We start from the raw sequence: 23,491 nt of genomic DNA on the forward strand, positions 1-23,491 counted from the left end.
GGGGCGGCGCTTACGCCTGCGGGACGGTGTCTTTGAAGGATTGGCGCTCGGACAGCTTGTCGTACAGGCGGCCCAGGTTAGGATGCTTGCCGCGCCAGTCGATATCCGGGAAACGGAAGCTCAGCCAGCCCAGGCAGCAGCCCACGGCAACGTCGGCCAGCGAATAATGGTTGCCGGCACACCAAGGATCGTCATCCAGGCGCTCGGACATCGACGCCAGGCCCAGTTCCACCTTTTGCATCTGGCGCGCAATCCAGGTTTCGCTCTGCTGTTCGGGCGGGCGCTGGTTGCGCTCGAGGCGCATCAGCACCGCGGCATCCAGCACCCCGTCTGCCAGCGCTTCCCAGCACTTGATGTTGGCGCGCTCGCGGCCATTCGGTGGCAGCAGCTTCGACACCGGCGACACGGAATCCAGGTACTCGACGATCACGCGCGAATCCTGCATCGCGTAGCCGTCTTCCATGATCAGGCAAGGCACTTTGCCGAGAGGATTCAGTTTCTGGATGGTGGTGTCGGGCGCCCAGACGTTTTCCAGTTCCAGTTGATAGTCGAGTTTTTTTTCCGCCAGGACGACACGAACCTTGCGTACATAAGGGCTGGCGAGAGAACCGATTAGTTTCATAGGTGCTGAAAGTGGAGAATTAGACAACAGTATAGCATCGCGCCCCGATAGCAGGCGCAGCGTAGTGGCGGGAGGACGACGACCGGCCAATGGTAAAATCCTGTTTTTTCCCGCCTCCCTTCCCTGCATTATCATGACAACTCCTTACTCCACCCTGTCGGCCCTGTCCCCGCTGGACGGCCGTTATGCTTCGAAAACCGACAAGCTGCGCCCGATCCTGTCCGAATCCGGCTTCATGCACCACCGTGTGAAGGTCGAAATCGCGTGGCTGCAAGCGCTGTCGCTGGCCGGTTTCGCCGAAATCAAGCCGTTTTCCGCGGCCGGCACCGCCCTGCTGGACAAGCTGGCTGCCGAGTTCACCGAAGCCGATGCCGCCCGCATCAAGGAAATCGAAGCCGTCACCAACCATGACGTGAAGGCGGTGGAGTACTGGCTGAAGGAAAAAGTAAAGGACGTGCCTGAGCTGGTGGCCGCCTCCGAGTTCATTCACTTTGCCTGCACCTCGGAAGACATCAACAACACCTCGCACGGCATGATGCTGAAAGCCGCCCGCGACGGCGTGATGGTGCCGGCCCTGAACGGCCTGGTGGCCCGCCTGAAGGAAATCGCCCACGCCAACGCCGAGCTGCCGATGCTGAGCCGCACCCACGGCCAGACCGCCAGCCCGACCACCCTGGGCAAGGAATTCGCCAACGTGATCGCCCGCCTGCAGCGCGCCATCGAGCGCATCGCCAAGGTGGAAATCCTGGGCAAGATGAACGGCGCCGTCGGCAACTACAACGCCCACCTGTCTGCCTACCCATCGTTCGACTGGCCGGCGTTCTCCAGGAACGTGATCGAGCAGCGCCTGGGCCTGGTGTTCAACCCGTACACCATCCAGATCGAGCCGCACGACTACATGGCCGAGCTGTTCGACGCCTTCGCCCGCGCCAACACCATCCTGCTGGACCTGAACCGTGATATCTGGACGTATGTGTCGCTGGGCTACTTCAAGCAGAAGCTGAAGGCCGGTGAAATCGGTTCCTCCACCATGCCGCACAAGGTCAACCCGATCGACTTCGAAAACTCGGAAGGCAACCTGGGCCTGGCTAACGCTGTTCTGAAGCACCTGTCTGAGAAGCTGCCGGTGTCGCGCATGCAGCGTGACCTGACCGATTCGACCGTGCTGCGTAATATCGGTGTCGGTTTCGGCTACACCCTGCTGGCTTATGACTCGTGCCTGCGCGGCCTGAACAAGCTGGAAGTGAATCCTGCCCGCCTGGAAGCCGACCTGGATGCGTCGTGGGAAGTGCTGGCGGAGCCGGTGCAGACTGTGATGCGCCGTTATGGCATCGAGAATCCGTATGAGCAGCTGAAGGAACTGACTCGCGGCAAGGGCATTACCAGGGAAGCGCTGCGTGAGTTCATTGGCGGCCTGGCGATTCCCCAGGATGCCAAGGATCATCTGCTGGCGATGACGCCGGCGAATTACACCGGTATTGCTGCTTCCTTGGCTAAGGCCATTTAAAACCGGTAAACCCGGGTCTGACCCACAGGGTCAGACCCAGAATGACCTCACGGCCAACGGGGTTGGTTCCAGGCTCTTGACCTTCTCAAAAAGTCAAAGGCCCAGAACCAATCCCGCGGCCGTTGCGCAGTCTGGGTCTGACCCTGCGGGTCAGACCCAGACTTTCCGGTTTTAAGGAAGCTGTAAGCAAGTTAAGTTACCCTCTGGTATATTAGTCCTAACACGTACTATCTACCAAGGGTCACAATGGAACGCTACACACGAACTGCTATCGCGCTGCACTGGCTGATCGCCCTGCTGATCGTAGCCGCGTTCATTCTCGGCCTGGTGATGACCGACATCCCCGGCCTGACCCCGACCAAGCTCAAATACTATTCCTGGCACAAATGGATGGGCATTACCGTGCTCGCCCTGGCTGCCGGCCGCCTGCTGTGGCGCCTGAAGCAGCAACCACCCGCCTTCCCCCGCTCCATGAGCCAGAGCCAGGTGAAGGCCGCCGAAGCCGGCCACTGGTTCCTCTACTTCCTGATGTTCGCCGTGCCGATTTCCGGCTACCTGTACACCACGGCCGCCGGCGTGCCGGTGGTCTACCTCGGCCTGTTCAAGATCCCATCGCTGTTTGAAGCCAGCCCGGCCCTCAAGGCAATCCTGAAACCGGTACATTACTGGCTGAACATGCTGCTTGCCGCCGTCGTCATCGGCCATATCGGCGCAGCGCTGAAACACCAATTCATCGACAAGGACGGCCTGCTCAAGCGCATGCTGCCATAACCTGGAGCCACACCCATGAAGAAAAGCGTATTACTGGCCGCCCTGCTGGCCGTGGCGGCTGCAGCCAGCGCCGCAGTCCTGAAAGCCGATCCTGCCAAGAGCAGCGTATCGGCCGTGTTCAAGCAAATGAACGTGCCGATCGAATCGAAGTTCAAGAAGCACAATATTGTCATCGACTACAACGCTGCCGCGCCGGACACTTCCAAGGCCACGGTCGAAATCGAAACCGCCAGCCTGGACCTGGGCGAAGCCGAGATGAACGCCGAAGTGGCCAAGAAAGACTGGTTCAACGCGGCCCAGTTCCCTAAAGCCACCTTTGTCTCGACCGCAATCAAAAGCGCCGGCCCGGGCAAGCTGAATGTCAGCGGCAAGCTGACCATCAAGGGCAAGGCCGCCGACGTCACCTTCCCGATCACTGTCAAAGCCGACGGCGGCAAGCAAGTGTTCGACGGCGCGCTGCCGATCAAGCGCCTGGCCTTCAACGTTGGTGAAGGCGAATGGAAAGACACCGGCATGGTTGCTGACGAAGTGACCATCAAGTTCCACGTAGTTGCTCAATAACCCCCTGGAGACACCATGAAACTGAAGTTCCTGACCGCCGCCCTGCTGGCCGTATCCGCTGTTGCCGCCAACGCCGCGACCTACAACATCGACCCGACCCATACCTTCCCAAGCTTTGAAGCCGACCACATGGGCCTGTCGGTATGGCGCGGCAAGTTCGACAAGACCAGCGGCACCATCCAGATGGACCTCGCCGCCAAGACCGGCAGCATGGACATCACCATTGACGCGGCCTCGATCGATTTCGGCATGGACAAGATGAACACCCACGCCAAGTCGCCTGACATGTTCAACGTCGAGAAATTCCCGACCGTGACCTACAAGGGCAAGAACTTCAAATTCGAAGGCGACCAGCTGGTAGCCGTGGAAGGCGAACTGACCATGCTGGGCGTGACCAAGCCGGTGACCCTGAAGGTCAACAAGTTCAAGTGCATCATGCACCCGCGCTACAAGCGCGAAGTCTGCGGCGCCGACGCCTCGGCTGAATTCAAGCGCACCGACTTCGGCCTGAACTACGCCACCCCAGCCTTCGCTCCCGAAGTGAAGCTGGCAATCCAGGTCGAAGCCATCAAGGCCGACTAATACTCCAGCCCGTGTCACACCCGAGAGCCTGACCCCATGGTGTGACACGAACGCGGCCGTTACGGGAGTTCCCGCTCGTAGGCCGCGCGCACCGCATCCCTGGCGTGTTCCCATGCCATGCGCGATTTGCCCTTCACCGTTTCCCAGTCACGTTCCAGCTGGTCTTTCAGCTCCTCCCACGTGCCGCGATAGCGTTGGCGTGCGGTGTAGCCGAGCATGTAGGCTGGCTCGTAATCGTCGTAGTCGAAGGTCGGGTTGAAGTAGGCTTCGTTGCGGTAGTGGTCCTGCCAGTAGACCCGTTCTTCGCTCGGGTTGAGCAGGGTGCCGATGCCCTGGCCTGCCATGCCGCCTGCCAGCGCGCCGATGGCGCCGCCCGCAGCCATGCCGACCGGCCCGGCCGCCGCACCGGCTGCAATGCCGGCTGCCGCTCCGCCGCCCGCACCGACGCCGGTGGCGAGGTTGTGGTCATCCTCATCGTCCTCCGCTTTCGGGTTGACGATTTCCGCCGTCCCCTTGCCGACAAAGGCGCCCGCTACGCCGCCGATCACGGCGCCGGCCACCATGCCCGGCAGGCCCGCAGGTGAGCCGGCAGCAGCGCCAGCCAGCGCGCCGCCGGTGGTGCCGACGCCGACGCCCACCACGTGCTCGCCTTCACTCTCTTTCCACGCGCTTTCAATATCGGCCGCGTCGACCGAATCGCGCGTATGCACGCCCATCAGGATGCCGCCGGAGCGGATGCCTTCTTCATAGTGCTTGATGCGTTCTTCAGGGATGCCGGCGCCGATCAGGGCGCCCACCAGGCCGCCGGCCACGCCGCCAGCGCCGGCGCCTGCCAGCGCGGCTGCCAGCGGACCAGCCACCACGACGCCAAGGCCGGGCAGCACCAGGGTGGTGCCCATGGCCGCCACGGCAGCGAGGGCGGCGCCGATCGCACCGCCAACGCTGGCGCCAATGCCGGCGCCTTCCCCTGCTTTCGAACCCAGCTCCGTACCCGGCTCGCCGCTGAAATAGCGCTGGCGGGTATCGTCGCTCATGACGACGTTGATGTCGTCCTTGCCGTAACCGCGGGAGGTGGCGTGCTGCCAGGCACGCTCGGCGCTGTTGCGGTCACGAAACAGGCCGGTCACCATGCGGGATTGCTTGTCTGCAGTGTTCATGGGAATTCCCCCTTTTTTGCATGAGTCCCGGACACGATAGGCCGCAGCGCCCTGCATATCTGTACGTTCGCGCACGGAATATCCGTCCGCGCATGTCCTACACTGGAATCATCAACAATAAGGGGGGCGGATATGAACTTCATTATCTGGATTGTGATTGGCGGCATCCTGGGCTGGCTGGCCAGCCTGGTCATGAAAACGGACGCGCAACAGGGCATGTTCCTCAACGTGGTGGTCGGTATCGTCGGCGCGCTCCTGGGCGGCTGGCTGTTGTCGCCGCTATTCGGAACAGGCACCATCAATACGGACGATTTCAGCGTACTGTCGCTGGCGGTCTCGTTCCTCGGGGCGGTGATCCTGCTGGCGATCGTGAACCTGGTCTTCCGCGGACGGGTCAGATAGGGCGTAAAGATTCCTCACAGGCCAGCGCTGCGGCGCTGGCTTTTTTTTCGCCTTCGCGGAACTTCCCGTGGTATCAGGCGTCCAACGCAGCACCAATAACAAGGGAGGCTGCGATGGCACAGGGACCGACGGAGCATGACCGTATCAGCAATGTCGAAAAAGCGCTTGATGGACAGAACTTACTCGGGAGCAATTTCGAGACATCCTGAAGCGGATGGATGCTGCGCAAGTGCAGGCCGACGCGAAATACGAGCGCCAGTTAGCCCGGATGGATGCCGAGCACGCGCAGGGCGAAGCGAAATTTGAACATCAGCTAGCACGCAGCGATGCCCTGAATGCGGAAGGGCGGCGGCGCCACGATGAGCTGATTGCGCGAATGGATCGCAAATTCGACCGCCTGACGATCCTGATCCTTACCTCCTGGCTCTCGACGCTAGCCACCGAACTCTACCTCCACTTGCGCTGATACAACCAATGCCGCAGCGCAACAATTCAACATCCCGGCAAATTTTCTTCAGTTTTGGGCCGCTTTTTTGGTGTTGACGCCAGGCGCTGCCGTGCCGATACTCTAGGGCGCCTGCAACAAAGGCCGCTACAACAACCAATTCAAGATCCATGAAAAAATCACTCCTCGCGCTCGCCGTCCTGAGCACCACCTCCGCAGCTTTCGCAGACGAAGGCATGTGGATGCCGCAGCAACTACCACAAGTAGCCAAGCAACTGAAAGCCGCCGGCCTGAAGCTGGACCCAGCCTCGCTGACCAAGCTGACCGAGTTCCCGATGAACGCCATTGTCAGCCTGGGCGGCTGCTCCGCGTCCTTCGTGTCGCCGCAGGGCCTGGTCGTGACCAACCACCACTGCGTGTACAACAGCGTGGCGGTCAACTCGACCAAGGAACGCGACCTGCTGGCCAACGGCTTCGTGGCGCACAGCCTCGACCAGGAACTGCCGGCCGCGCCGGGCAGCCGCGTGTTCGTGACCAAGGAAGTGCTGAACGTCACCGACAAGATCATCACCCCGGAAGTGGCCAAGCTGCAGGGCAAGGCGCGCGTGGACGCGATCGAGAAGAACCAGAAGGCCCTGGTAGCGGAATGCGAAAAGGATGAAGGCCACCGCTGCACAGTGTCGTCCTTCTACGGCGGCCTGGAGTTCTACCAGATCAAGCAGTTGGAAATCCGCGACGTGCGCCTGGTGCACGCGCCGGCAGCCGGCGTCGGCAAATTCGGCGGCGACACCGACAACTGGATGTGGCCGCGCCACACCGGCGACTACGGCTTCTACCGCGCCTACGTGAGCAAGGACGGCAAGGCCGCCGACTACTCCAAGGACAACGTGCCTTACCAGCCCAAGTCGTTCCTGAAGCTGGCGAAGGAAGGCGTGAAGGAAGGCGACTTCGTGATGGTGCTGGGCTACCCTGGCCGCACCAACCGCCACCGCCTGCCGTCCGAAGTGTCGAACACCTTCGGCTTCGAATACCCGGCCTTCATCCAGAACTCGAACGAGACCCTGGCCATCATCGACCGCGAAACCAAGGGCGACCGCGATGCGGCCCTGAAGGTAGCCGGCCGCGTCGCCAACATCAACAACTACTACAAGAACCGCAAGGGCATGTTGAACAGCTACGAAGGCAGCGATGTCCTCGAGCGCAAGACCGCCGAACACGCAGCACTGAAGGCATGGGTAAACGCCGACGCCAAGCGCAAGGCAAGCTTCGGCGCCGACCTGGAAGCCGTGGAAAAGCTGATCGCCCAGCGCGACGCCGAGAACAAGCGCGACTTCTTCTACGACCGCTCCTCGCCAGCCATGCTGACCGTGGCGCGTGCGATGTACCGCCTGGCCAACGAAAGCACCAAGCCTAACGCCGACCGCAAAGCCGGCTACCAGGAACGCGACGTCAAGCGCATCGAGCAATCCGTCAAAGGCGTCAACAAGACGTATGTGGCCAAGGTCGACAAGGCGATCGTGCTGAACAACCTGAAGCAATACAACGCACAGCCGGCGGCGGAGCACAACGCTGTATTCGACTCCGTGCTGGGCATCAAGGCCGGCATGAGCGAAGCCGAACTGTCGGCGGCGCTGGACAAGCTGTACGCCGGCTCCAAGCTGGAAGACGGCGAGTTCCGCGCCTCCTGGCTGGGCAAGAAGCCGGAAGACTTCAAGGCCAGCGACGATGCCTTCATCAAGGCAGCCGTGGCACTGTACGACGAAGGCATGAAGCAGGAAGCCGCCAGCGAAGAACTGGCCGGCAAGATCCAGCAGTCCTACGCGAACTACATGAAGGCCAAGATCGCCTTCATGAATTCGAAAGGCCAGGCGGTATATCCTGACGCGAACAGCACCCTGCGGGTGACGTTCGGCAAGATCGCCAGCCGCGCGGAAGGCGCTGACGGCACCACCGGCTGGTCCGCCTTCACCACCGTGGCAGGCGTGAAAGCCAAGGCCACCGGCGAAGGCGAGTTCAACGCCCCGCAAGCGCAGCTCGACGCGATCAACAAGAAGCAGTTCGGCAAATACGTCGATCCCAAGCTGAAGTCGGTGCCGGTGAACTTCCTGGCCACGCTGGACATCACCGGCGGCAACTCCGGTTCCGCCGCGCTGAACTCGAAAGCCGAGCTGGTAGGCCTGGCGTTCGACGGCACGCTCGACTCGATCATCTCGGACTGGGACTTCAACAAAGCCAAGACCCGCGACATCCAGGTCGACCTGCGCTACATGCTGTGGAACATGAAGTACATCGACAAGGCCGACAACCTGCTCAAGGAAATGAACGCCGAGTAATCCACGGCCCAGCTCGTGTCACACCTTGGGGTCACACCCCAAGTGTGACACGAACACAAGCATTACACGGCTGAGCCCGTGTCACTCTCGGGGTGTGACCCCATGGTGTGACACGGGCTCAGCCGTTTGTGAGCTTGAGGCCGGCGATGCTGGCGATGATGGCGGCGATTAGCAACAGCCGCAACGGTGTGGCACTTTCGCCGTAGGCGACGATTCCTACCAGGGCGGCGCCTGCCGCTCCAATTCCCGTAAAGACCGCAAACGCTGTGCCGACCGGCAGTTGGCGCAGGGCCATCGCCAGCAGCACGATCGCGCCGTTGGCGAATGCCAGGCCGAAGAGGCTGGGCCAGAGCCGGGTCCAGCCTTCGGCGTGCTTGAGCGCTACGGCCATGGCGATGTCCACTAGCGCCGCTGCCAGCAACAGGCCCCATGCGGCAATCATGGCTTTGCTGCGGCCAGGCCGCGCTGCACGGCCGGCCGCGCGCCTATGCGCTCGACCCAATCCGCCACCGCCGGGAAATCAGCCAGCGTGACGCCCAGTTCGTGGTGCGAGCGTATCCACGGGAAGCTGGCAATATCGGCAATCGTATATTCGTCGCCCGCCAGGAAGGCCTTGTCGTGCAGGCGTTCTTCGAACACACCCAGCAAGCGCAAGGTCTCGCGGCCGTAGCGTTCCAGCGCCTGCTCGTTGCGCGGACTTCCCTTGGCAACGCCATGGCGGAAGAACCACAACTGCCCTAGCATCGGCCCGATATGTCCCACCTGCAGGAACAGCCATTGCAGCGCCACGCTGCGCTCCACGCCGGAGGCCGGCAGCAGCTTGCCGGCCTTGTCGGCCAGGTGGATCAGGATCGCGCCCGATTCGAAGACCGGCGTGGTGTCGTCCACCAGCAGCGGAATCTTGTGGTTCGGGCTCATGGCGCTGAACGGCGGCTGGTGCTGCTCGCCCGCGGACAGGTTCACATGGTGAACCTTGTGCGGCAGGCCCAGTTCTTCCAGGGCGATGGTGATCTTTTGCCCGTTGGGCGTGTCGGCGGTGTACAGGGTCAGCATGGTCGGCTCCTTTCGTGTTTTGATGGAGTCCAGTGTAGGCCCCGCAAAAACGCATTAAAATTCCCTAAAACAGCAGAACGGTTAAGCAAATATGCAGAAACTTGACTGGGAGGACTTGCGCTACTTCGCTGCCGTCGCGCGCGGCGGTTCCATCTCGGCCGCAGCCCGTGAGCTGGGCGTCAACCATTCCACCGTGCTGCGCCGGATCGATAGCCTTGAGCAGTCGCTCGGCGTGCGCCTTTTCGAACGCTTGCAGTCCGGCTATGTGATGACCGGCGCCGGCGAGACCCTGCGCGGCCGCCTTGGCCCCATCGAGGAGGAAATCGGCAGCGCCCAGCGCGAAGTGGGCGGCCTGGATGAAGAACTGCGCGGCGCCATCCGCCTGACCACCACCGACACGCTGGCGCATGGCCTGCTGATGCCTTACCTGCACCGCTTCCAGGAAGCCCACCCTGCGGTGCAGCTGCAACTGGTTGTCAACAACAGCTTCCTTAACCTCACCCAGCGCGAAGCCGACATGGCGCTGCGTCCGTCGAACACGCCGCCGGCCAACCTGGTCGGACGCAAGGTGGGTGCCCTGGCGACGGCGCTGTATGCCTCCCACGCCTACCTGCGCCGCGCCGATCGCGAGGGCATCGCACGCGATGACTGGGCGGCGCACCGTTGGGTGGCGCCGGACGACAGCCTGTCCCACCTGGCGGCTGCCCAATGGCTGGCCGAGCGCGTGCCGCCGTCGCAAGTGGCGGTGCGCACCGACAGCCTGGTGACCATGGTCGACGCCGCGCGCAACGGCATGGGCGTGGCGCCCCTGCTGTGCATGCTGGCCGACCGCGAGCGCGCGCTGGAGCAGTTGGCGCCGCCGGACCCGCGCTTCCACACCCAGCTCTGGGTCCTGAGCCACCGCGACTTGCGCAACGTGGCACGGATCAAGGCCCTCAGCCAGTTCCTGTACGACACCCTGCGACAGGACGCGCATGTTTTCCCCGCTTGATGTACATTGTCTGTTTTACAAGGAGCCACACCCATGACCAAGAAAATCGCCCTCATCGTCGGCAGCCTGCGCAAGGATTCGCTGAACCGCAAATTCGCCAACGCGCTGGTGGAAGTGGCGCCAGCCGAGCTGCAATTCGAGTTCGTCGACATCGGCGACCTGCCGCTGTACAACCAGGACCTGGACGACGCCAACACTCCGCCTGCCGCCTGGACTGCCTTCCGCGACAAACTGCGCAATGTGGACGGCGTGGTCTTCGCTACGCCGGAATACAACCGCGGCACGCCCGGCGCCCTGAAGAACGCCATCGACGTCGGCTCGCGTCCATGGGGCAAGAGCATCTGGGCTGCCAAGCCGGTAGGCGTGATTTCCGCCTCCATCGGAGCGGTGGGTGGTTTTGCGGCCAATATGCAGGTGCGCCAGTCCATGGTGACGCTGAACGCGCCCGTCATGGCCGGCCCGGAGGTCTACATTGGCACCGGCCAAAACCTGCTCGGCGAAGACGGCAAGGTCAATAACGACAAGACCAGGGAAGTGCTGGCCGGCTGGGCCGCCGCTTTCGCGAAATGGGTGGAGGCTAATGGCCGCAAGGGCTAAACCCGGGGCCAAATGGTAAAATCGCTGATCCCCCCACATGCAGAAACCTGAGATCCAGACCATGCAAGAAATGCTCACGCCTTACGAAAAAGGCAATAAGAACCAGACTACCCTCTGGACCGAGTGCATCGCCTTCTACGAAGAACTGGCACGCCGCTTCCCGAATATCCTGAAATTTGAACAGGCAGCCGTGTCGGACGGCGGCATCCCCCTGCATGTGGGCGTGGTCAGCGCCGACGGCGTTTTCGACCGCGAAACGATCAAGCGTGAAGGCCGTACGGTCTTCTTCAACAACAACGGCATCCATCCTGGCGAGCCGGAAGGCATCGACTCCTGCATGGCGACCGTGCGCGACCTGTGCTTCAAGCCGGAGCTGCTGGCAAGCCTGGGCAAGACCGTGCTGCTGTTCGTCCCGGTCTATAACGTGGACGGCTGCCTGAATCGCCAGAACACCTCGCGCGCCAACCAGGACGGCCCGGAGATGTTCGGCTTCCGCGGCAACAGCCGCCACCTGGACCTGAACCGCGACTTCGTCAAATGCGACACGCTGAACGCGAAGTTCTTCAACCAGCTGATCACCGCCTGGGATCCGGACGTGATGGTCGACACCCACACTTCCAACGGCGCCGACTACAGCTACACCATGACCCTGATCCACACCCAGTGCGACAAGCTGGGTGGTGAACTGGGTGCCTTCCTGCGCGACACCATGCTGCCGCAGATCTATGAGGACATGGCCGCCGCCGGCTGGCCGACCTGCCCTTACGTGAACCCTGTGGTGGAAACCCCGGATGACGGCATCGCCGACTTCCTGGAAACCGCACGCTTCTCGACCGGCTTCACCGCCCTGCATAACATCATCGGCTTCATGCCGGAGACGCATATGCTGAAGCCTTACGCCGACCGCTACGAGTCGATGCGCGCCCTGGTCGACACCGTGCGCAACTTCACCGTCAAGCACGGCGAACAGATCAAGGCCTTGCGCGCGGCCACCAAGGCCGCGCAGCGCAAGCAAAAGGAATGGGCCGTCACCTGGCGCATGGACGAAGAGAATCCAGGCACCTTCCACTTCAAGGGCTACGAGGCGCAGCGCAGCCCGTCCAGGCTGGGCGACTACATCCGCCTGTCCTACGACCGCAGCAGGCCATGGGCGCGCGACATCAAGTGGTTCAACCGCTTCCCCGCCGATGCAGTGATCAGGGCGCCGAAGGCCTACGTCGTGCCGCAGCAATGGCGCGAAGCGGTCGAGCGCCTGCAGTGGAACGGCGTGCAGATGACACGCATCGAAGCGCCGACCACGGTGCAGGCCCAGTACTACCACATCAACAGCGTGACATCGCGCCCGACCGCCTACGAAGGCCACATGTTCCACGACGAAGTGGAAGTCGAAAAGCGCGAGGGCACGTTCGAGCTGAGGGCCGGCGACTGGTACATCTCGCTGGACCAGGACAACGCGCGCTACGCCGTCGAGACCCTGGAACCGCAAGGCCACGATTCCTTCTTCCGCTGGGGCTTATTCAACTCCGTCCTGGAGCGCAAGGAGAACATCTCCGACTACGTGTTTGAAGACCTGGCCGCCGACATCCTGGCTGCCGAACCGGAAACCAAAGCCAAGTTCGAGAACTGGAAAGCCGCCAACCCGGCGCTGGTGAAGGACAAGGACGCAGTGCTGCACTTCATCTTCCACAACTGCCAGCGACAGCGCGAGCCGGAATGGCGCCGCTACCCTGTCCTGTCGATTGTGTAAGACGGGGACCATGCACTACGCACTAGACCCCCGCACCTTCTTCTACAGTCACTACTTCCACCTGGGCCTGCGCTTCGGCGCCGGCCTGGTGGGCGTTATTGCGCTGGCCATGTGGCTGACCGACACGCATACCGCGATGTCGATCGGCATTGGCGCGCTGTGCACTGCGTTGATGGACATGCCAAGCCCGCTGCGCCACAAATTCAACGAGATGATGGCATCGGTGCTGCTATGCACCGCCGTCACCCTGCTGATCAGCCTGTGCGGGCCTTATTACTGGCTGCTGATGCCGATGCTGGTGGCGGTGAGCTTCTTCGCCAGCATGATGGTCGTGTATGGCAAGAAGTCGATGCCGCTGCAACTGGCGACGCTGTTCATCATGACCATGTCGACCGAGCATGTGCTGACGCCGGCCCAGTCGTTCGCGCACGCCGGCCTGTTCATGCTTGGCGCACTGGCTTACCTGGCCTATGCCATGGGCATTGCCTGGGTGCTGCGCCACCGCATCAAGCAGCAGGTGCTGGCGGAGGCGCTGTTTGAGCTGGCGGCCTATATCGACATCAAGGCCGACTTCTACGACACGCGCTACAACCTCACCGAGCAGTTCAACAAGCTGGTGCGCCACCAGGCCCTGCTGGCGGACCGCCAGCAGGCCTCGCGCGACCTGATCCTGCGCGCGCACAACAACCGCAAGGATGCGGTGGTGGTGCAGATCCACGTCTGCATGCTGGACCTGTACGAGCAGGTGCTCGCCACGCACACCGATTATGCGTCGCTGCGTACCCACCTGCTCGACTCCCCCGCGCTGCGCACCCTGCACGACTTGGCGTACAAGGCGGCGCGCGATATCGAATCCGTCGCGTATGCCGTGACCCGCAAGCGCGCTTCCTACCCGGAAGTCGACTACACGCCCGAACTGGCGGCGCTCGAGCAGCAGATCGCCGGCCTGCAGGACGACCTGGATGCCGGCAAGCCGCGGCGTGAAGCGGTCACCGTGCTACGCGCGCAGCGCAACAAGATCACCGCCATCATCCGCATGATCGGCGAGCTGCACGTGTCGAGCCAGAAGGTCTACGAAGACACGCCGTTCTGGCGCGACATGGACATGCAGCCCTTCCTGTCGCAGCAGAAGTACGAACTGCAGCTCATGCTGTCGCACTTCCGCATGGATTCGCCGATCTTCCGTTTCGCCTTGCGGGTATCGATGGCGATTGCCGCCGGGCTGGCGATCGGCGCGATGCTGCCGTACAAGGCACACAGCTACTGGATCGTGCTGACCATTGTGATCATCCTGAAGCCCAGCTTCAGCATGACCAAGCAGCGCCGCTCGGACCGCATCGTCGGCACCATCATCGGCTGCATCATCACGGCCGTGGTGCTGAAGTTCATGGACCACCCTGCGGCAATCCTGACGGTGCTGGTGCTGTCCTGCATCGCCACCCCGACCTTCATCTACCTGCGCTACCGCTACGCGGCGATTGCAGTGTCGGTGATGATCCTGCTGTGGATGTACCTGGTCGCGCCAAGCAGCAACCTGATCTCCGAGCGCCTGGTGGACACCTTCGTCGGCGCCGCGATCGCGACTGCCTTCAGCTTCGTGCTCGCGAACTGGGAATACCAATCGCTGCCGCACCTGATCAGGCAAGTGCTGTCGGTGAACCTGAGCTATATGGAAGCCAGCTTCGACCTGCTGCAAGGGAAGTACCGCAACGACTTCATTTACCGCATCCAGCGCAAGCGGCTGATGGATTCGCTGGCCGCCCTGAGCGCCGCCCTGGTGCGCATGCTGGACGAGCCGGAAAGCAAGCAGCGCGCGGCGGAGGACATCAACCTGTTCATCGTGCAGAACTACTTGTTGGTGGCGCACGTTGCCGCCCTGCGCGCGATCCTGCGCCGCCACGTGCGCGACATCCCGAGCGATGCGGTGAATGCCATGCTGGACGCCAGCCATGCCTCCGTATGCCGCACGCTGACGGTGGCACTGTCGCGCCATACCGGCGCCACGCCTCCGGCAGCACCGCTGCGCCGCGAGCCCCTAGCCGAGCCGGAAGTCGCCTGGTCCGGCTGGCCGCTGGTGCAGCGACGCATCCGCCTGCTTCAGGCAGATGCGGATAAAATCATCGTTCATAGCGAAGCGATTGTTCGCAACGTTGCAAACGGTGATTGAGGAGTGGGATGTCGCACTGCCAAAGCTGCGGCGCATGCTGCGCCAGTTTCAGGGTTTCGTTCTACTGGGGCGAAGCTGTTCCCGCACACCTGACGGTACCCATCACGCCTCACCGTGCCGCCATGCGCGGCACGGAATCCAGGCCGGTGCGCTGCATCGCGCTTGAGGGGGAGGTGGGCAAGGCGGTCGGCTGCAGCATCTACGGCGAACGCTCCTCCACCTGCCGCGACTTCGCCGAGTACACCCAGGAGTGCAACAAGGCCCGCGCCATGCACGGGCTTCCGCCGATATGAGGACATCATGAAAAGCCAGCTTGAGAAATCGAAGGAGTTCGAAGCACTGCATGGGAGCGGCGCCTGTTTTGTCATTCCCAACCCGTGGGATTGCGGCTCGGCGCGATTGCTGCAGCATCTTGGCTTCAGGGCGCTGGCCTCCACCGGCGCCGGCTACGCTTTTTCCCAAGGGCGCAGCGACCTGAGTGTCGACGCGCAGGCCATGATGCCGCACCTGGCCGAGCTGGCCGCCGCCACCGACCTTCCAGTCTCTGCGGACCTGCAGAACGGCTTCGGAGACGCACCGGAAGCGGCAGCCCAGGCCATCATCGAAGCTGCCAGGGCCGGTGTGGTCGGCGGCTCCATCGAGGACGCCAGCGGCAATGCCGGCCAGCCGCTCTACGATATCGGCCTGGCTGCCGAAAGGATTCGCGCAGCGGCACAGGCAGCCCGCTCGCTCGGCTTCAAATTCATGCTGACGGCACGCGCGGAAAACTACCTATACGGGCGCCCGGACCTCAGGGACACGATCCAGCGCCTGCAGGCCTACCAGGAAGCGGGCGCGGATGTCCTGTTCGCGCCTGGCATCCAGTCGAAAGACGATATCCGTGCCATCGTGTCCTCAGTTGACCGGCCGCTGAACGTAATCATGGGATTCCAGGGTGTCCAGCTCACTGTTGACGAACTGCGCGAGCTTGGCGTGGCCCGCGTGAGCCTGGGCGGTTCGCTGGCCCGCGCAGCTTATGGCGCCTTGCTGCGCGCGGCAACCGAAGTGCAGTCTTCCGGCACTTTCAGCTATGCAGAAGAGGCCATTCCGGCCAAAGAGATGAACCGCATCTTTTCTGCCGGCGACTTATTTGCCCGCTAGCCGTTCGCGAATCTTGCCGTCGACATACAGGGTCCGCTTCTCACCGGACACGACGTTTTTGATCTCGCAGTCGCGGGGAACAGTGCCGAACGAGCGCCCGTTGACGTAGACGATACGGTCCTTCAGCTCCACCGTTTCGCCGTTCATGACTGCGATTCCGGTCTCGCCGCGGATGACCGCCACGTTGTCGCCATGCTCCTGGCGAATCGATGCCGAGTTTGCCGCCGGCTCCGCCGCATGTGACGGCAACAAGGCGAGCGCCAGGATCAACGCCGCAGGATGGACAATTTTCATTCGGTTTCCAATCAAGCCTTGTTCGGTGCGACGTACAACTTCCCGCCTTTCACATCAAACACAACGCGATGACCGCGGAAAAAGGGCGCGCCCAGGATTCCGTCAAACGGTGCGCCATCGAGGTTGGTGTGATAGACCTTCATATCCAGCATCAGCGATCCGCTGATGTCGCGCAACTCGCAAGCCTGAGCCGTGTTGCAAGCCAGGCCGCGCTTGACAAGGTTGACCTGCGCGCCGGTATCCAGCACGAACTTGAGCTGCTTGCCGCCCGCGACCAAGGTTACCACCGGACCTTCTCCGCCGTATCGCAGATCAAGCGAGCGCCACTCCGGCGTCCCGAGCAGGGCCGCCTGTTCGGCATCGAGGATCGACATGGTCCGCCTCTTGTAATCGAACAGCAGCGGGAAGTTGGCGAATGCCTCAAGGCCGATCGAACCGCCTTCACGCGCCCGTGTCAGTTCAGCTTCGGGTCCTTCCGGAGCGCCTCCCCATGTCGTGTGGACCTGGCCGGCCACCGGCGCGAGCAGGGTCGAACCAACAATGACTTTTTCAGCCAGGAGGCGCGGCACCTCATAAACGTTACCGTGAATGTCCTTGAACTTCTTCTTTTCGTCGAGGACCTTGACCGTGCCCGCCTTCTCGATGACCGCGGCAGGCAGCGATATGCCAAGCTTGCCGCCGGAATCGAACATGGCACGGGTCGATGCAGCCCCGACCGCGACGTTGATGAATGGAAGTCCGTTAATCAGTTCGACCGGAACGACATCAGGCGCTGCGAAAGCATGCTGGCTGATTGCTGCGGCGAGAACAAAGCTTGAGACGATACGCACTGGTTCGTGTCCTATGCATTGATGAAAGGGCAAGGATACCACCTGGCTTCAAGCGTGGCAGACCCGGTTGCGGCCCGATTCCTTTGCGCGGTAAAGCAGCGCATCAGCCTTTTGCAGCATGGTCTCGGCGCTGCCGGCCGCGATGTCGGCGTAGACGCCCATGCTCATGGTCACCTTCAGGTCCGGATGTACTTCATGCCATGGGAAGCCCTCAATCAGCGCACGCAGCTTGTCGCATAAGGCAACAGCTTGCGGTCCTCCGGTTTCGGGGAAGGCCATGACGAACTCCTCGCCGCCGTAGCGCGCAACCAGGTCCGACAGGCGCATATGCTTGCGCAAGATGCTGCCGACGTGGCGCAGCACAGTGTCGCCGGTGGCATGCGAATAAGTGTCGTTGATCTTCTTGAAGTGGTCGATATCGCAGATGACCAGCGCCAGCGGGCGCTTGTGCCGCACCGCCTGGTTGAACAGGGTGTTGGCCTGCTCGTCGAAGTGACGGCGGTTATAGAGTTGCGTCAGGGCGTCGCGGATACTGAGTTCGCGCAGCTGCTCCGCCTGTTCGAGGATAGTGGCGTGCGAGGTATTGAGCTCTTCGTGGCTGTGCGCCAGTTGCGCGCTCATGGCGTTGAAGGCAGTTGCCAGTGCGGCTACTTCGTCCTTGCCCTGCACCGGCACCTCCTGCCGCAGCTCGCCTTTCTGCATGCGCTTGGCGGCCCTGGTAAGGCCGCTCAGGCTGCGCGACAGGCCGCGGCTCAGCAGCACGCCGAGCAGCGTTGCCAGGCCTGCCGCGGCGGCAATGCCCCACAACAGCGAGTTGTACAGGGCATCCAGGTATTTCTGTTCCTGCGGCGTCGGTGCCAGCGTGCCCTCCGAGGACATGTAGGCGACGGTCTGGTTCTTTACCACGATGGCACGCGCCGAAGAACGCAGGTTTTCGGGCAGTGCTTCGCCATAGTGGAGCTGCCCGCCGCCAAGCAGCACACGGTAGCCAGCATCGGTCAGGATGAAGCGGAACGGAGGCGGTCCGTCGCGGCGCGGCGGCGGACCGGGAATCTCGCCCGGCGGGTGCTGCTCTCGCGCTTCCGGCATAGGACCAAAGCCATCGCGCGGCGGGCGCCGGACAGCGGGCAAGGTGGGATCTGGCGGCGCACCGCGATAATCAGGCGGCGGGAAGCCTCCATCCGGTGCGGGGGTGCCGCTGCTGCGGCGCGCGGCAGGCAAGTTCGGATCCGGCGGTGGTCCGCCGCCTTCGCGCGGCACATAGATGCCGGCCTGCGGCGGCGGCGCATATCGCGCCTGGTTGTTGATGCGCGGCGGCATGCGCTCCAGCATTTCGCTGGGCAGCTCGGCGCCGCCACGCCGCTCGCCTTCCTGGCGCCGCACGAAGCGGTCGAAGGATTCCGTTGCGATGGCGGTCTGCCAGTCGCCATACTCGGCCAGGTAGGCCGTCATGTAGGTATGGAAATGCTCTGCCGCCTGCTGCCGGCGCAGCGAGTCGACCTTGTAGTTTACGCTGACGTAGGCGACCGCGCCCACCAGGGCCACAGAACCAAGCCCTGTCGCCAGCAGGGCCGTCATCATCTTGTACCGCAATCGCATCGCTCGCTTACTCGCCCAGGTAACGTCCAAACCATTCGATGGTGCGCTTGCGCAGGTCCTGCTGGTGCTCCGGCTCGCGGATGCTGTGGCCTTCGCCCTCGTAGATCACCAGCGAGGTCGGCACGCCCATCGCCTTCAGGCCGTGCCAGAACTCCATCGACTGCACGGGCGGACATTCGACATCGCGTTCTCCGACGTACACCAGCGTTGGGGTGCGCGCCACCTTGATCGACTCGATCGGCGACAATTGGCGGTAGATCGCCGGGTCGTCGTAAGCGGAAGCTCCGAAGAATGGAATCATCCACTGGTCGATGCCGTTCTGGCCGTAGTAGGAGATCCAGTTCGCGATGCCGGCGCCGGCAACGGCGGCCTTGAAACGCTGCGAATGCGTCACTCCCCACATGGTCATGAAGCCGCCGTAGGAGTGGCCCATGAGCCCCAAGCGATTGGCATCGACCGGTGCCGCATCCGCCGCGGCGTCGATGCCGGCCAGGATGTCGCGCAGGTCGCCGCCGCCAAAGTCGCGGCGATTGGCGCGGGCGAAGTCCTGGCTCTGCCCGAAGCTGCCGCGCGGATTGGGCAGGAAGACGAAATAGCCCTTTTCCACCAGTTCGCGCAGCAGCGGGTTGCCCTGCTCGCCCGGCGATATGTAGCGCGGCGATGCCGCGGCAGCAGGACCGCCGTGCACCTGCACGATCATTGGATATTTCTTTCCCGGCACCAGGGTGCGGGGACCGATCAGCCAGCCCTGTACGTTAAAGCCTTCGCTCTTCCAACTGATATTCTGTACCGCGACTTGCGGTGCCAGGTGGGCATTGTCGTCGGTGATCGCGCGCATGGCGCCAACCGGGCCGGCCACGATGGCGGGTGCGTGCTCGAAGTCTTCCTGCAGTGCGGCGGCCTTGCTGCCGTCGTCGCTGAACGACATGCGTCCGTCGCCTGCGCCGGTCGACGCGGCGACGGAGCGCAGGATCGTGCTATGGCCCTGCGGATCCAGGGACAGCACGGTCGACTTCTCGCCCATCAGGGCATTGGCCAGCAAGTCCTTGCCGCGCCATGCGAGCGTATTGAAGGTGCCTTTGAAGCCAGGCGTCAGGTTGACCGGCTCGCCGCCCGCCAGCGGCACCGTGTAGACGTCGCCGCCCACAGAGCCGAAGTCGCTCATCAAGCCGCCAATGAAGGCCACGGTGCGGCCATCGGGCGAGACCCGCGGCATGTTCAGTTGCGTGGCAGGGCTGGCCACGATGCGCAGTGCGCCGCTGGCGGCATCAATTTGGGAAAGCTTGGCCATCCACCAGTTGTTGTCTCCATTGCCTTTGGCGCTGCTGGCAATGAAACCCTTGCCGTCCGGCGTCCAGTCGTATTCGTAGATGAAGGTATCGGCAGGCGACACCAGCTTGAGCGTGCCGCCAGCGGCCGGAATGGTGGCGATGCGCTGCGCATCTTCCTCTGCGCCGATCTCTCCTACCAGGCGCGCGCCGGCAGCCGTCGCGCCGGTTTCCTTTTTCGCGCCGATGGTGGCCAGCAGCGATAGCGTACGTCCGTCCGGAGACCAGCGCGCGGTACTGGCGACACCTTGCACGGTGGCCAGTGCTCGCGCCTTGCCGCCGGTTGCGATGTACAGCCACGCCGAAGAAGCGCGCTTGTCGCTGGCGACAAAGGCCAGCGCCTTGCCGTCCGGCGACCAGGACGGCTTGTCATAACTGCATGTGGAGCAAGGATCGAATTCGGCGGCGATGGCGCCGGTCGCGGCATTGCGAACGACCACGGTGGGGTGCGGGCGCTTGCCATTGCCGGTGTCGATGGATTCCAGCGACACGACGCGGTCGCCGGCTGGGGAAATCGCAACCGAGCGGTAGTCGCGGATGGCGGAGCCCGGAGACCCCGCCTGGGCAACCGCCCCAGAGATTATGGCCGTAGCCAGGAATGCTGTGTGGGCGATTGCTTTGACCTGCATTGTTTATACCTTGTTAAGCCTGGAGTTCCGGATTCCGTAGATGAAGTAGGTTAGCACCGCAACGACCATCCAGATAGTGAAAATCATCTTGGTGGCGTGCGACAGGTTGATCATCAGGTAGCCGCAGGCGACGATGCTCAGGCCCGGCACGAAATACGGGCCGAAAGGAACGCGGAAACCGCCCTTCTTGTATGTGCCAGCTGCGCGCTCCTGCGAACGCAGCACCGGCACCGCAATCGATACCACGATAAAGGCAGTCAGGGTGCCCATCGATACCATGTCCCACAGGAAGGTGGAATCGACGAGGCCGGCGACAATGCCAACCACCACGCTGACGATCAGCGTATTGGCAACAGGCGAATGGGACTTTGGATTCACGCTTTGGAATGCCTTTGGCACCAGGCCATCCTTGGCGATCGCATACAGGATACGGGTCTGGCCGTAGATCGTTACCAGGGTCACGGAGAAGACCGAGATCACGGCGCCGGCCGACAGGATCAGCGCAGGCCAGGCCTTGCCGGTCACGTTCTGCAGGATCACGGACAGGCCGGCGGCCTGGCCTTCGAACATATGGGCCGGCTGCGCGCCCATGGCGGCCATGGCGACCAGCATGTAGAACACGGTCACCAGCAGCAGCGCGGCAATGATGCCGATCGGGACGTTGCGCTTCGGGTTGCGCACTTCCTCGCCGGCGGTTGCGATGGTATCCAGGCCGATAAAGGAGAAGAACACGGTTCCTGCTGCGGCGGCAATGCCGCTGGCGCCCGGCAGCCATTCGCCTGGCGTCGGCTTCAGGAATGGCGTGAAGTTATTGGTGTCGAAGCCGGTAAAGGCGACGGCACAGAAGAAGATCAGGATCGCCAGCTTGATCATCACCATGATGGCGTTGGCGGTAGCCGATTCCTTGGCGCCGCGCACCAGCAGGAAGCAGCACAGCGCCACCAGGATCACTGGCGGCAGGTTGAAGTGATCCATATGCCACACCGTTCCGTTCGGGGTCGAGACGATCATCGGCGAGCGCAGGTTTTCCGGGATCTGCCAATGGAAGGCGTTGACCAGGAAATTGTTCAGGTAGTCGGACCAGCCAATCGCCGTTGCACTGGCGGCAAGCCCGTATTCGAGCAATAGGCAAAAGGCGACGATGAAGGCCATGAACTCGCCCAGCGTGCGGTAGGCGAATGAGTAGGCGGAACCGGCTGCAGGCACGCGGAAGGACAGCTCGGCGTAGCACAGGGCGGTCAGGCCTGCGGTCAGCGCGGCCAGCAGGAAGGACAGCACGACGGAGGGGCCAGCTTTCGGCACCGCTTCGACCATGGTGAAGAAAATACCGGTGCCGATCGTGGCGCCGACGCCAATCATCGTCAGCGAAAACAGCCCGATGGAGCGGCTAAGGCCCTCCCCGTGCAGGCTCGTGCCGGCATCCGACTCCGCCGGGGCCGGCTTGGTACGGGTCAGCTTCTGGACCAGCGATTGATTCACAGGCATATCCTTCAGGACAAAAAAACCCCACGATTATAAGACCTCGCAGTTGCTGTACCTAAAGGATTTTGATGCCGGAATGGCAACCGTGGCGGGCGCCCCACGGAGCCACGTGTTTTAACGCTGCCCGAGGCGCGTTTCGCCGAACAGGTTTGTCAATTCCCGGGGCTGGGAGCGCCAGTACTGCGGCGGTGCAGCAACCTGGGCGCCCAGGGCCGCCGCCGCATGCCATGGCCAGCGCGGGTTGTACAGCATGGCGCGCGCCAAGCCCACCATGTCGGCCTGGTTGTTGGCGATGATCGCTTCAGCGTGCAACGGCTCGGTGATCAGGCCCACGCCAATGGTTGGCATGCCCGTTTCAGCCTTGATGCGCAGCGCAAAATGAACCTGGTAGCCGGGACCGAGGGGGATCTGCTGCAACGGCGAAACGCCGCCGCTGGAGACGTGGATAAAGTCGGCGCCGCGCCGTTTCAATTGATGCGCCAGCGCTACGCACTGTTCGATGTCCCAACCGCCTTCGACCCAGTCCGAGGCCGAAACGCGCATGCCGATCGCCACTTCGCGCGGCAGGGCGTCGCGCACGGCGTCGAACACCTCCAGCGGGAAGCGCATGCGGTTTTCCAGCGAACCGCCGAACTGGTCGCTGCGCTGGTTGGCCAGCGGCGACAGGAACTGGTGCAGCAGGTAGCCGTGGGCGCCGTGCAGCTCGATCGCTTCGATGCCGAGGGCATGCACGCGCAGCGCGGAACTCACGAAATCGGCCTTGACCTTGGCCAGGCCCGCTTCATCGAGTGCCAGCGGCGCAGGATCAGCAGCCGCATGCGGCAGCGCGGAAGGCGCAACCGTCTGCCAGCCGCCGCCCTGCCCCGGCGCCAGGGCCTGCCCGCCTTCGAACGGCGGCGCACTGGAGGCCTTGCGGCCCGCATGCGCAAGCTGCACGGCCAGTTTGATCGGCGAATGGCGGCGAATCGCCTGCACGATGGGCGCAAGCGCGCGCTGGTGCTCGTCCGACCAGAGCCCCAGGTCGGCCGGCGAGATGCGGCCTTCCGGCGAGATGGCTGTCGCTTCCAGGATCAGCAGGCCGGCGCCGGACAGCGCCAGGTGGCCGTAGTGGATCATGTGCCAATCGGTCGCAAGGCCGTCGTTGGCGGAGTATTGGCACATGGGCGCGATGGCGATGCGATTCGCCAGGTCCAGCGGGCCCAGGGCATAAGGGGAAAACAGATGGCTCATAAAGTTACAAGTGCTTACTATTGA

23 protein-coding genes are annotated in these 23,491 nt (G+C 63.0%); 13 read left to right on the top strand and 10 right to left on the bottom strand.

The window, feature by feature from the left end; translation table 11 throughout:
• Positions 1-10 precede the first annotated feature (10 nt).
• The gene (locus ACN9M3_RS30180; RefSeq protein ID WP_426165858.1) at positions 11-622 is read right to left on the bottom strand and encodes a glutathione S-transferase family protein; all 612 of its coding nucleotides are present in this window, start codon (positions 620-622) and stop codon (positions 11-13) included.
• A gap of 133 nt (positions 623-755) precedes the next feature.
• Between ACN9M3_RS30180 and purB the strand changes: the two genes are divergently transcribed.
• From purB to ACN9M3_RS30200, 4 genes are all read left to right on the top strand, one after another.
• Positions 756-2,129 carry an adenylosuccinate lyase gene (gene purB / locus ACN9M3_RS30185; RefSeq protein WP_426165860.1) on the top strand — a complete coding sequence of 458 codons (1,374 nt, stop codon included), beginning with the start codon at positions 756-758 and terminating at the stop codon, positions 2,127-2,129.
• Positions 2,130-2,375: 246 nt separating this feature from the next.
• Positions 2,376-2,900 (top strand): cytochrome b, encoded by a 525-nt coding sequence (locus tag ACN9M3_RS30190; RefSeq protein WP_426319571.1) that lies wholly within the window; start codon positions 2,376-2,378, stop codon positions 2,898-2,900.
• A gap of 15 nt (positions 2,901-2,915) precedes the next feature.
• Complete coding sequence (locus ACN9M3_RS30195; protein ID WP_426319572.1) at positions 2,916-3,461, top strand: YceI family protein; 546 nt, start codon at positions 2,916-2,918, stop codon at positions 3,459-3,461.
• A 15-nt stretch (positions 3,462-3,476) separates the two neighbouring features.
• A complete protein-coding gene (locus tag ACN9M3_RS30200; RefSeq protein ID WP_426165864.1) occupies positions 3,477-4,043 on the top strand; it encodes a YceI family protein in 567 nt (188 codons plus the stop codon).
• 59 nt (positions 4,044-4,102) lie between these two features.
• Here ACN9M3_RS30200 and ACN9M3_RS30205 read toward each other — a convergent pair whose 3' ends face one another.
• Positions 4,103-5,200, bottom strand: a complete 1,098-nt coding sequence (locus ACN9M3_RS30205) for a hypothetical protein (RefSeq protein WP_426165866.1) — start codon at positions 5,198-5,200, stop codon at positions 4,103-4,105.
• Between the two features lie 132 nt (positions 5,201-5,332).
• On the opposite strand from ACN9M3_RS30205, the gene ACN9M3_RS30210 reads away from it, so the two are divergent.
• The 3 genes from ACN9M3_RS30210 (at position 5,333) to ACN9M3_RS30220 (ending at position 8,380) form a co-directional block, all read left to right on the top strand.
• The gene (locus ACN9M3_RS30210; protein WP_130309989.1) at positions 5,333-5,602 is read left to right on the top strand and encodes a GlsB/YeaQ/YmgE family stress response membrane protein; all 270 of its coding nucleotides are present in this window, start codon (positions 5,333-5,335) and stop codon (positions 5,600-5,602) included.
• A 214-nt stretch (positions 5,603-5,816) separates the two neighbouring features.
• Complete coding sequence (locus ACN9M3_RS30215) at positions 5,817-6,068, top strand: hypothetical protein (RefSeq protein WP_426165868.1); 252 nt, start codon at positions 5,817-5,819, stop codon at positions 6,066-6,068.
• A gap of 149 nt (positions 6,069-6,217) precedes the next feature.
• The gene (locus tag ACN9M3_RS30220) at positions 6,218-8,380 is read left to right on the top strand and encodes a S46 family peptidase (protein ID WP_426165870.1); all 2,163 of its coding nucleotides are present in this window, start codon (positions 6,218-6,220) and stop codon (positions 8,378-8,380) included.
• 118 nt (positions 8,381-8,498) lie between these two features.
• On the opposite strand, the gene ACN9M3_RS30225 is transcribed toward ACN9M3_RS30220, so the two are convergent.
• Positions 8,499-8,822, bottom strand: a complete 324-nt coding sequence (locus ACN9M3_RS30225) for a DMT family transporter (RefSeq protein WP_426165872.1) — start codon at positions 8,820-8,822, stop codon at positions 8,499-8,501.
• Positions 8,819-9,433, bottom strand: a complete 615-nt coding sequence (locus ACN9M3_RS30230) for a glutathione S-transferase family protein (RefSeq protein WP_426165874.1) — start codon at positions 9,431-9,433, stop codon at positions 8,819-8,821. The genes ACN9M3_RS30225 and ACN9M3_RS30230 overlap by 4 nt, the downstream gene beginning before the upstream one ends.
• A 91-nt stretch (positions 9,434-9,524) precedes the next feature.
• Between ACN9M3_RS30230 and ACN9M3_RS30235 the strand changes: the two genes are divergently transcribed.
• The 6 genes from ACN9M3_RS30235 to ACN9M3_RS30260 are packed head-to-tail and all read left to right on the top strand — an operon-like array spanning position 9,525 to position 16,075.
• On the top strand, positions 9,525-10,424 hold the full coding sequence (locus ACN9M3_RS30235; RefSeq protein WP_426165876.1) for a LysR family transcriptional regulator: 900 nt from the start codon (positions 9,525-9,527) through the stop codon (positions 10,422-10,424).
• 33 nt (positions 10,425-10,457) lie between these two features.
• On the top strand, positions 10,458-11,021 hold the full coding sequence (locus tag ACN9M3_RS30240; protein ID WP_426165878.1) for an NADPH-dependent FMN reductase: 564 nt from the start codon (positions 10,458-10,460) through the stop codon (positions 11,019-11,021).
• Between the two features lie 37 nt (positions 11,022-11,058).
• Positions 11,059-12,768: a M14 family zinc carboxypeptidase gene (locus ACN9M3_RS30245; RefSeq protein ID WP_426165880.1), complete on the top strand. Its 1,710-nt coding sequence runs from the start codon at positions 11,059-11,061 to the stop codon at positions 12,766-12,768.
• Between the two features lie 10 nt (positions 12,769-12,778).
• Positions 12,779-14,935, top strand: a complete 2,157-nt coding sequence (locus tag ACN9M3_RS30250; RefSeq protein ID WP_426165882.1) for an FUSC family membrane protein — start codon at positions 12,779-12,781, stop codon at positions 14,933-14,935.
• 8 nt (positions 14,936-14,943) lie between these two features.
• Positions 14,944-15,228, top strand: coding sequence for a YkgJ family cysteine cluster protein (locus ACN9M3_RS30255; protein ID WP_426319573.1), 285 nt, complete (start codon positions 14,944-14,946; stop codon positions 15,226-15,228).
• Between the two features lie 7 nt (positions 15,229-15,235).
• The gene (locus tag ACN9M3_RS30260) at positions 15,236-16,075 is read left to right on the top strand and encodes an isocitrate lyase/PEP mutase family protein (RefSeq protein WP_426319574.1); all 840 of its coding nucleotides are present in this window, start codon (positions 15,236-15,238) and stop codon (positions 16,073-16,075) included.
• Here ACN9M3_RS30260 and ACN9M3_RS30265 read toward each other — a convergent pair.
• The 6 genes from ACN9M3_RS30265 to ACN9M3_RS30290 all read right to left on the bottom strand — a co-directional run bounded on the left by ACN9M3_RS30265 (position 16,061) and on the right by ACN9M3_RS30290 (position 23,467).
• Positions 16,061-16,369 carry a hypothetical protein gene (locus ACN9M3_RS30265; protein ID WP_426319575.1) on the bottom strand — a complete coding sequence of 103 codons (309 nt, stop codon included), beginning with the start codon at positions 16,367-16,369 and terminating at the stop codon, positions 16,061-16,063. The two genes, ACN9M3_RS30260 and ACN9M3_RS30265, sit on opposite strands and share 15 nt — an antisense overlap.
• An 11-nt stretch (positions 16,370-16,380) precedes the next feature.
• Positions 16,381-17,199, bottom strand: coding sequence for a hypothetical protein (locus tag ACN9M3_RS30270; RefSeq protein ID WP_426165890.1), 819 nt, complete (start codon positions 17,197-17,199; stop codon positions 16,381-16,383).
• Positions 17,200-17,247: 48 nt separating this feature from the next.
• A complete protein-coding gene (locus tag ACN9M3_RS30275; protein ID WP_426165892.1) occupies positions 17,248-18,798 on the bottom strand; it encodes a diguanylate cyclase in 1,551 nt (516 codons plus the stop codon).
• A 7-nt stretch (positions 18,799-18,805) separates the two neighbouring features.
• On the bottom strand, positions 18,806-20,755 hold the full coding sequence (locus tag ACN9M3_RS30280) for a S9 family peptidase (protein ID WP_426319576.1): 1,950 nt from the start codon (positions 20,753-20,755) through the stop codon (positions 18,806-18,808).
• A gap of 3 nt (positions 20,756-20,758) precedes the next feature.
• Positions 20,759-22,234, bottom strand: a complete 1,476-nt coding sequence (locus tag ACN9M3_RS30285) for an APC family permease (protein ID WP_426319577.1) — start codon at positions 22,232-22,234, stop codon at positions 20,759-20,761.
• Positions 22,235-22,351: 117 nt separating this feature from the next.
• Positions 22,352-23,467, bottom strand: a complete 1,116-nt coding sequence (locus ACN9M3_RS30290; RefSeq protein WP_426319578.1) for an NADH:flavin oxidoreductase/NADH oxidase — start codon at positions 23,465-23,467, stop codon at positions 22,352-22,354.
• Between the last annotated feature and the right edge of the window lie 24 nt (positions 23,468-23,491).

The sequence above is a fragment of the Pseudoduganella sp. R-43 genome, from assembly GCF_049913255.1.
Lineage (GTDB): Bacteria > Pseudomonadota > Gammaproteobacteria > Burkholderiales > Burkholderiaceae_D > Rugamonas.

Bases quoted from the DNA above. Each gene is read 5' to 3' on its own strand.
- ACN9M3_RS30180 (WP_426165858.1), bottom strand. From the start codon at position 622: ATGAAACTAATCGGTTCTCTCGCCAGCCCTTATGTACGCAAGGTTCGT.
- purB (WP_426165860.1), top strand. From the start codon at position 756: ATGACAACTCCTTACTCCACCCTGTCGGCCCTGTCCCCGCTGGACGGC.
- ACN9M3_RS30190 (WP_426319571.1), top strand. From the start codon at position 2,376: ATGGAACGCTACACACGAACTGCTATCGCGCTGCACTGGCTGATCGCC.
- ACN9M3_RS30195 (WP_426319572.1), top strand. From the start codon at position 2,916: ATGAAGAAAAGCGTATTACTGGCCGCCCTGCTGGCCGTGGCGGCTGCA.
- ACN9M3_RS30200 (WP_426165864.1), top strand. From the start codon at position 3,477: ATGAAACTGAAGTTCCTGACCGCCGCCCTGCTGGCCGTATCCGCTGTT.
- ACN9M3_RS30205 (WP_426165866.1), bottom strand. From the start codon at position 5,200: ATGAACACTGCAGACAAGCAATCCCGCATGGTGACCGGCCTGTTTCGT.
- ACN9M3_RS30210 (WP_130309989.1), top strand. From the start codon at position 5,333: ATGAACTTCATTATCTGGATTGTGATTGGCGGCATCCTGGGCTGGCTG.
- ACN9M3_RS30215 (WP_426165868.1), top strand. From the start codon at position 5,817: ATGGATGCTGCGCAAGTGCAGGCCGACGCGAAATACGAGCGCCAGTTA.
- ACN9M3_RS30220 (WP_426165870.1), top strand. From the start codon at position 6,218: ATGAAAAAATCACTCCTCGCGCTCGCCGTCCTGAGCACCACCTCCGCA.
- ACN9M3_RS30225 (WP_426165872.1), bottom strand. From the start codon at position 8,822: ATGATTGCCGCATGGGGCCTGTTGCTGGCAGCGGCGCTAGTGGACATC.
- ACN9M3_RS30230 (WP_426165874.1), bottom strand. From the start codon at position 9,433: ATGCTGACCCTGTACACCGCCGACACGCCCAACGGGCAAAAGATCACC.
- ACN9M3_RS30235 (WP_426165876.1), top strand. From the start codon at position 9,525: ATGCAGAAACTTGACTGGGAGGACTTGCGCTACTTCGCTGCCGTCGCG.
- ACN9M3_RS30240 (WP_426165878.1), top strand. From the start codon at position 10,458: ATGACCAAGAAAATCGCCCTCATCGTCGGCAGCCTGCGCAAGGATTCG.
- ACN9M3_RS30245 (WP_426165880.1), top strand. From the start codon at position 11,059: ATGCAGAAACCTGAGATCCAGACCATGCAAGAAATGCTCACGCCTTAC.
- ACN9M3_RS30250 (WP_426165882.1), top strand. From the start codon at position 12,779: ATGCACTACGCACTAGACCCCCGCACCTTCTTCTACAGTCACTACTTC.
- ACN9M3_RS30255 (WP_426319573.1), top strand. From the start codon at position 14,944: ATGTCGCACTGCCAAAGCTGCGGCGCATGCTGCGCCAGTTTCAGGGTT.
- ACN9M3_RS30260 (WP_426319574.1), top strand. From the start codon at position 15,236: ATGAAAAGCCAGCTTGAGAAATCGAAGGAGTTCGAAGCACTGCATGGG.
- ACN9M3_RS30265 (WP_426319575.1), bottom strand. From the start codon at position 16,369: ATGAAAATTGTCCATCCTGCGGCGTTGATCCTGGCGCTCGCCTTGTTG.
- ACN9M3_RS30275 (WP_426165892.1), bottom strand. From the start codon at position 18,798: ATGCGATTGCGGTACAAGATGATGACGGCCCTGCTGGCGACAGGGCTT.
- ACN9M3_RS30280 (WP_426319576.1), bottom strand. From the start codon at position 20,755: ATGCAGGTCAAAGCAATCGCCCACACAGCATTCCTGGCTACGGCCATA.
- ACN9M3_RS30290 (WP_426319578.1), bottom strand. From the start codon at position 23,467: ATGAGCCATCTGTTTTCCCCTTATGCCCTGGGCCCGCTGGACCTGGCG.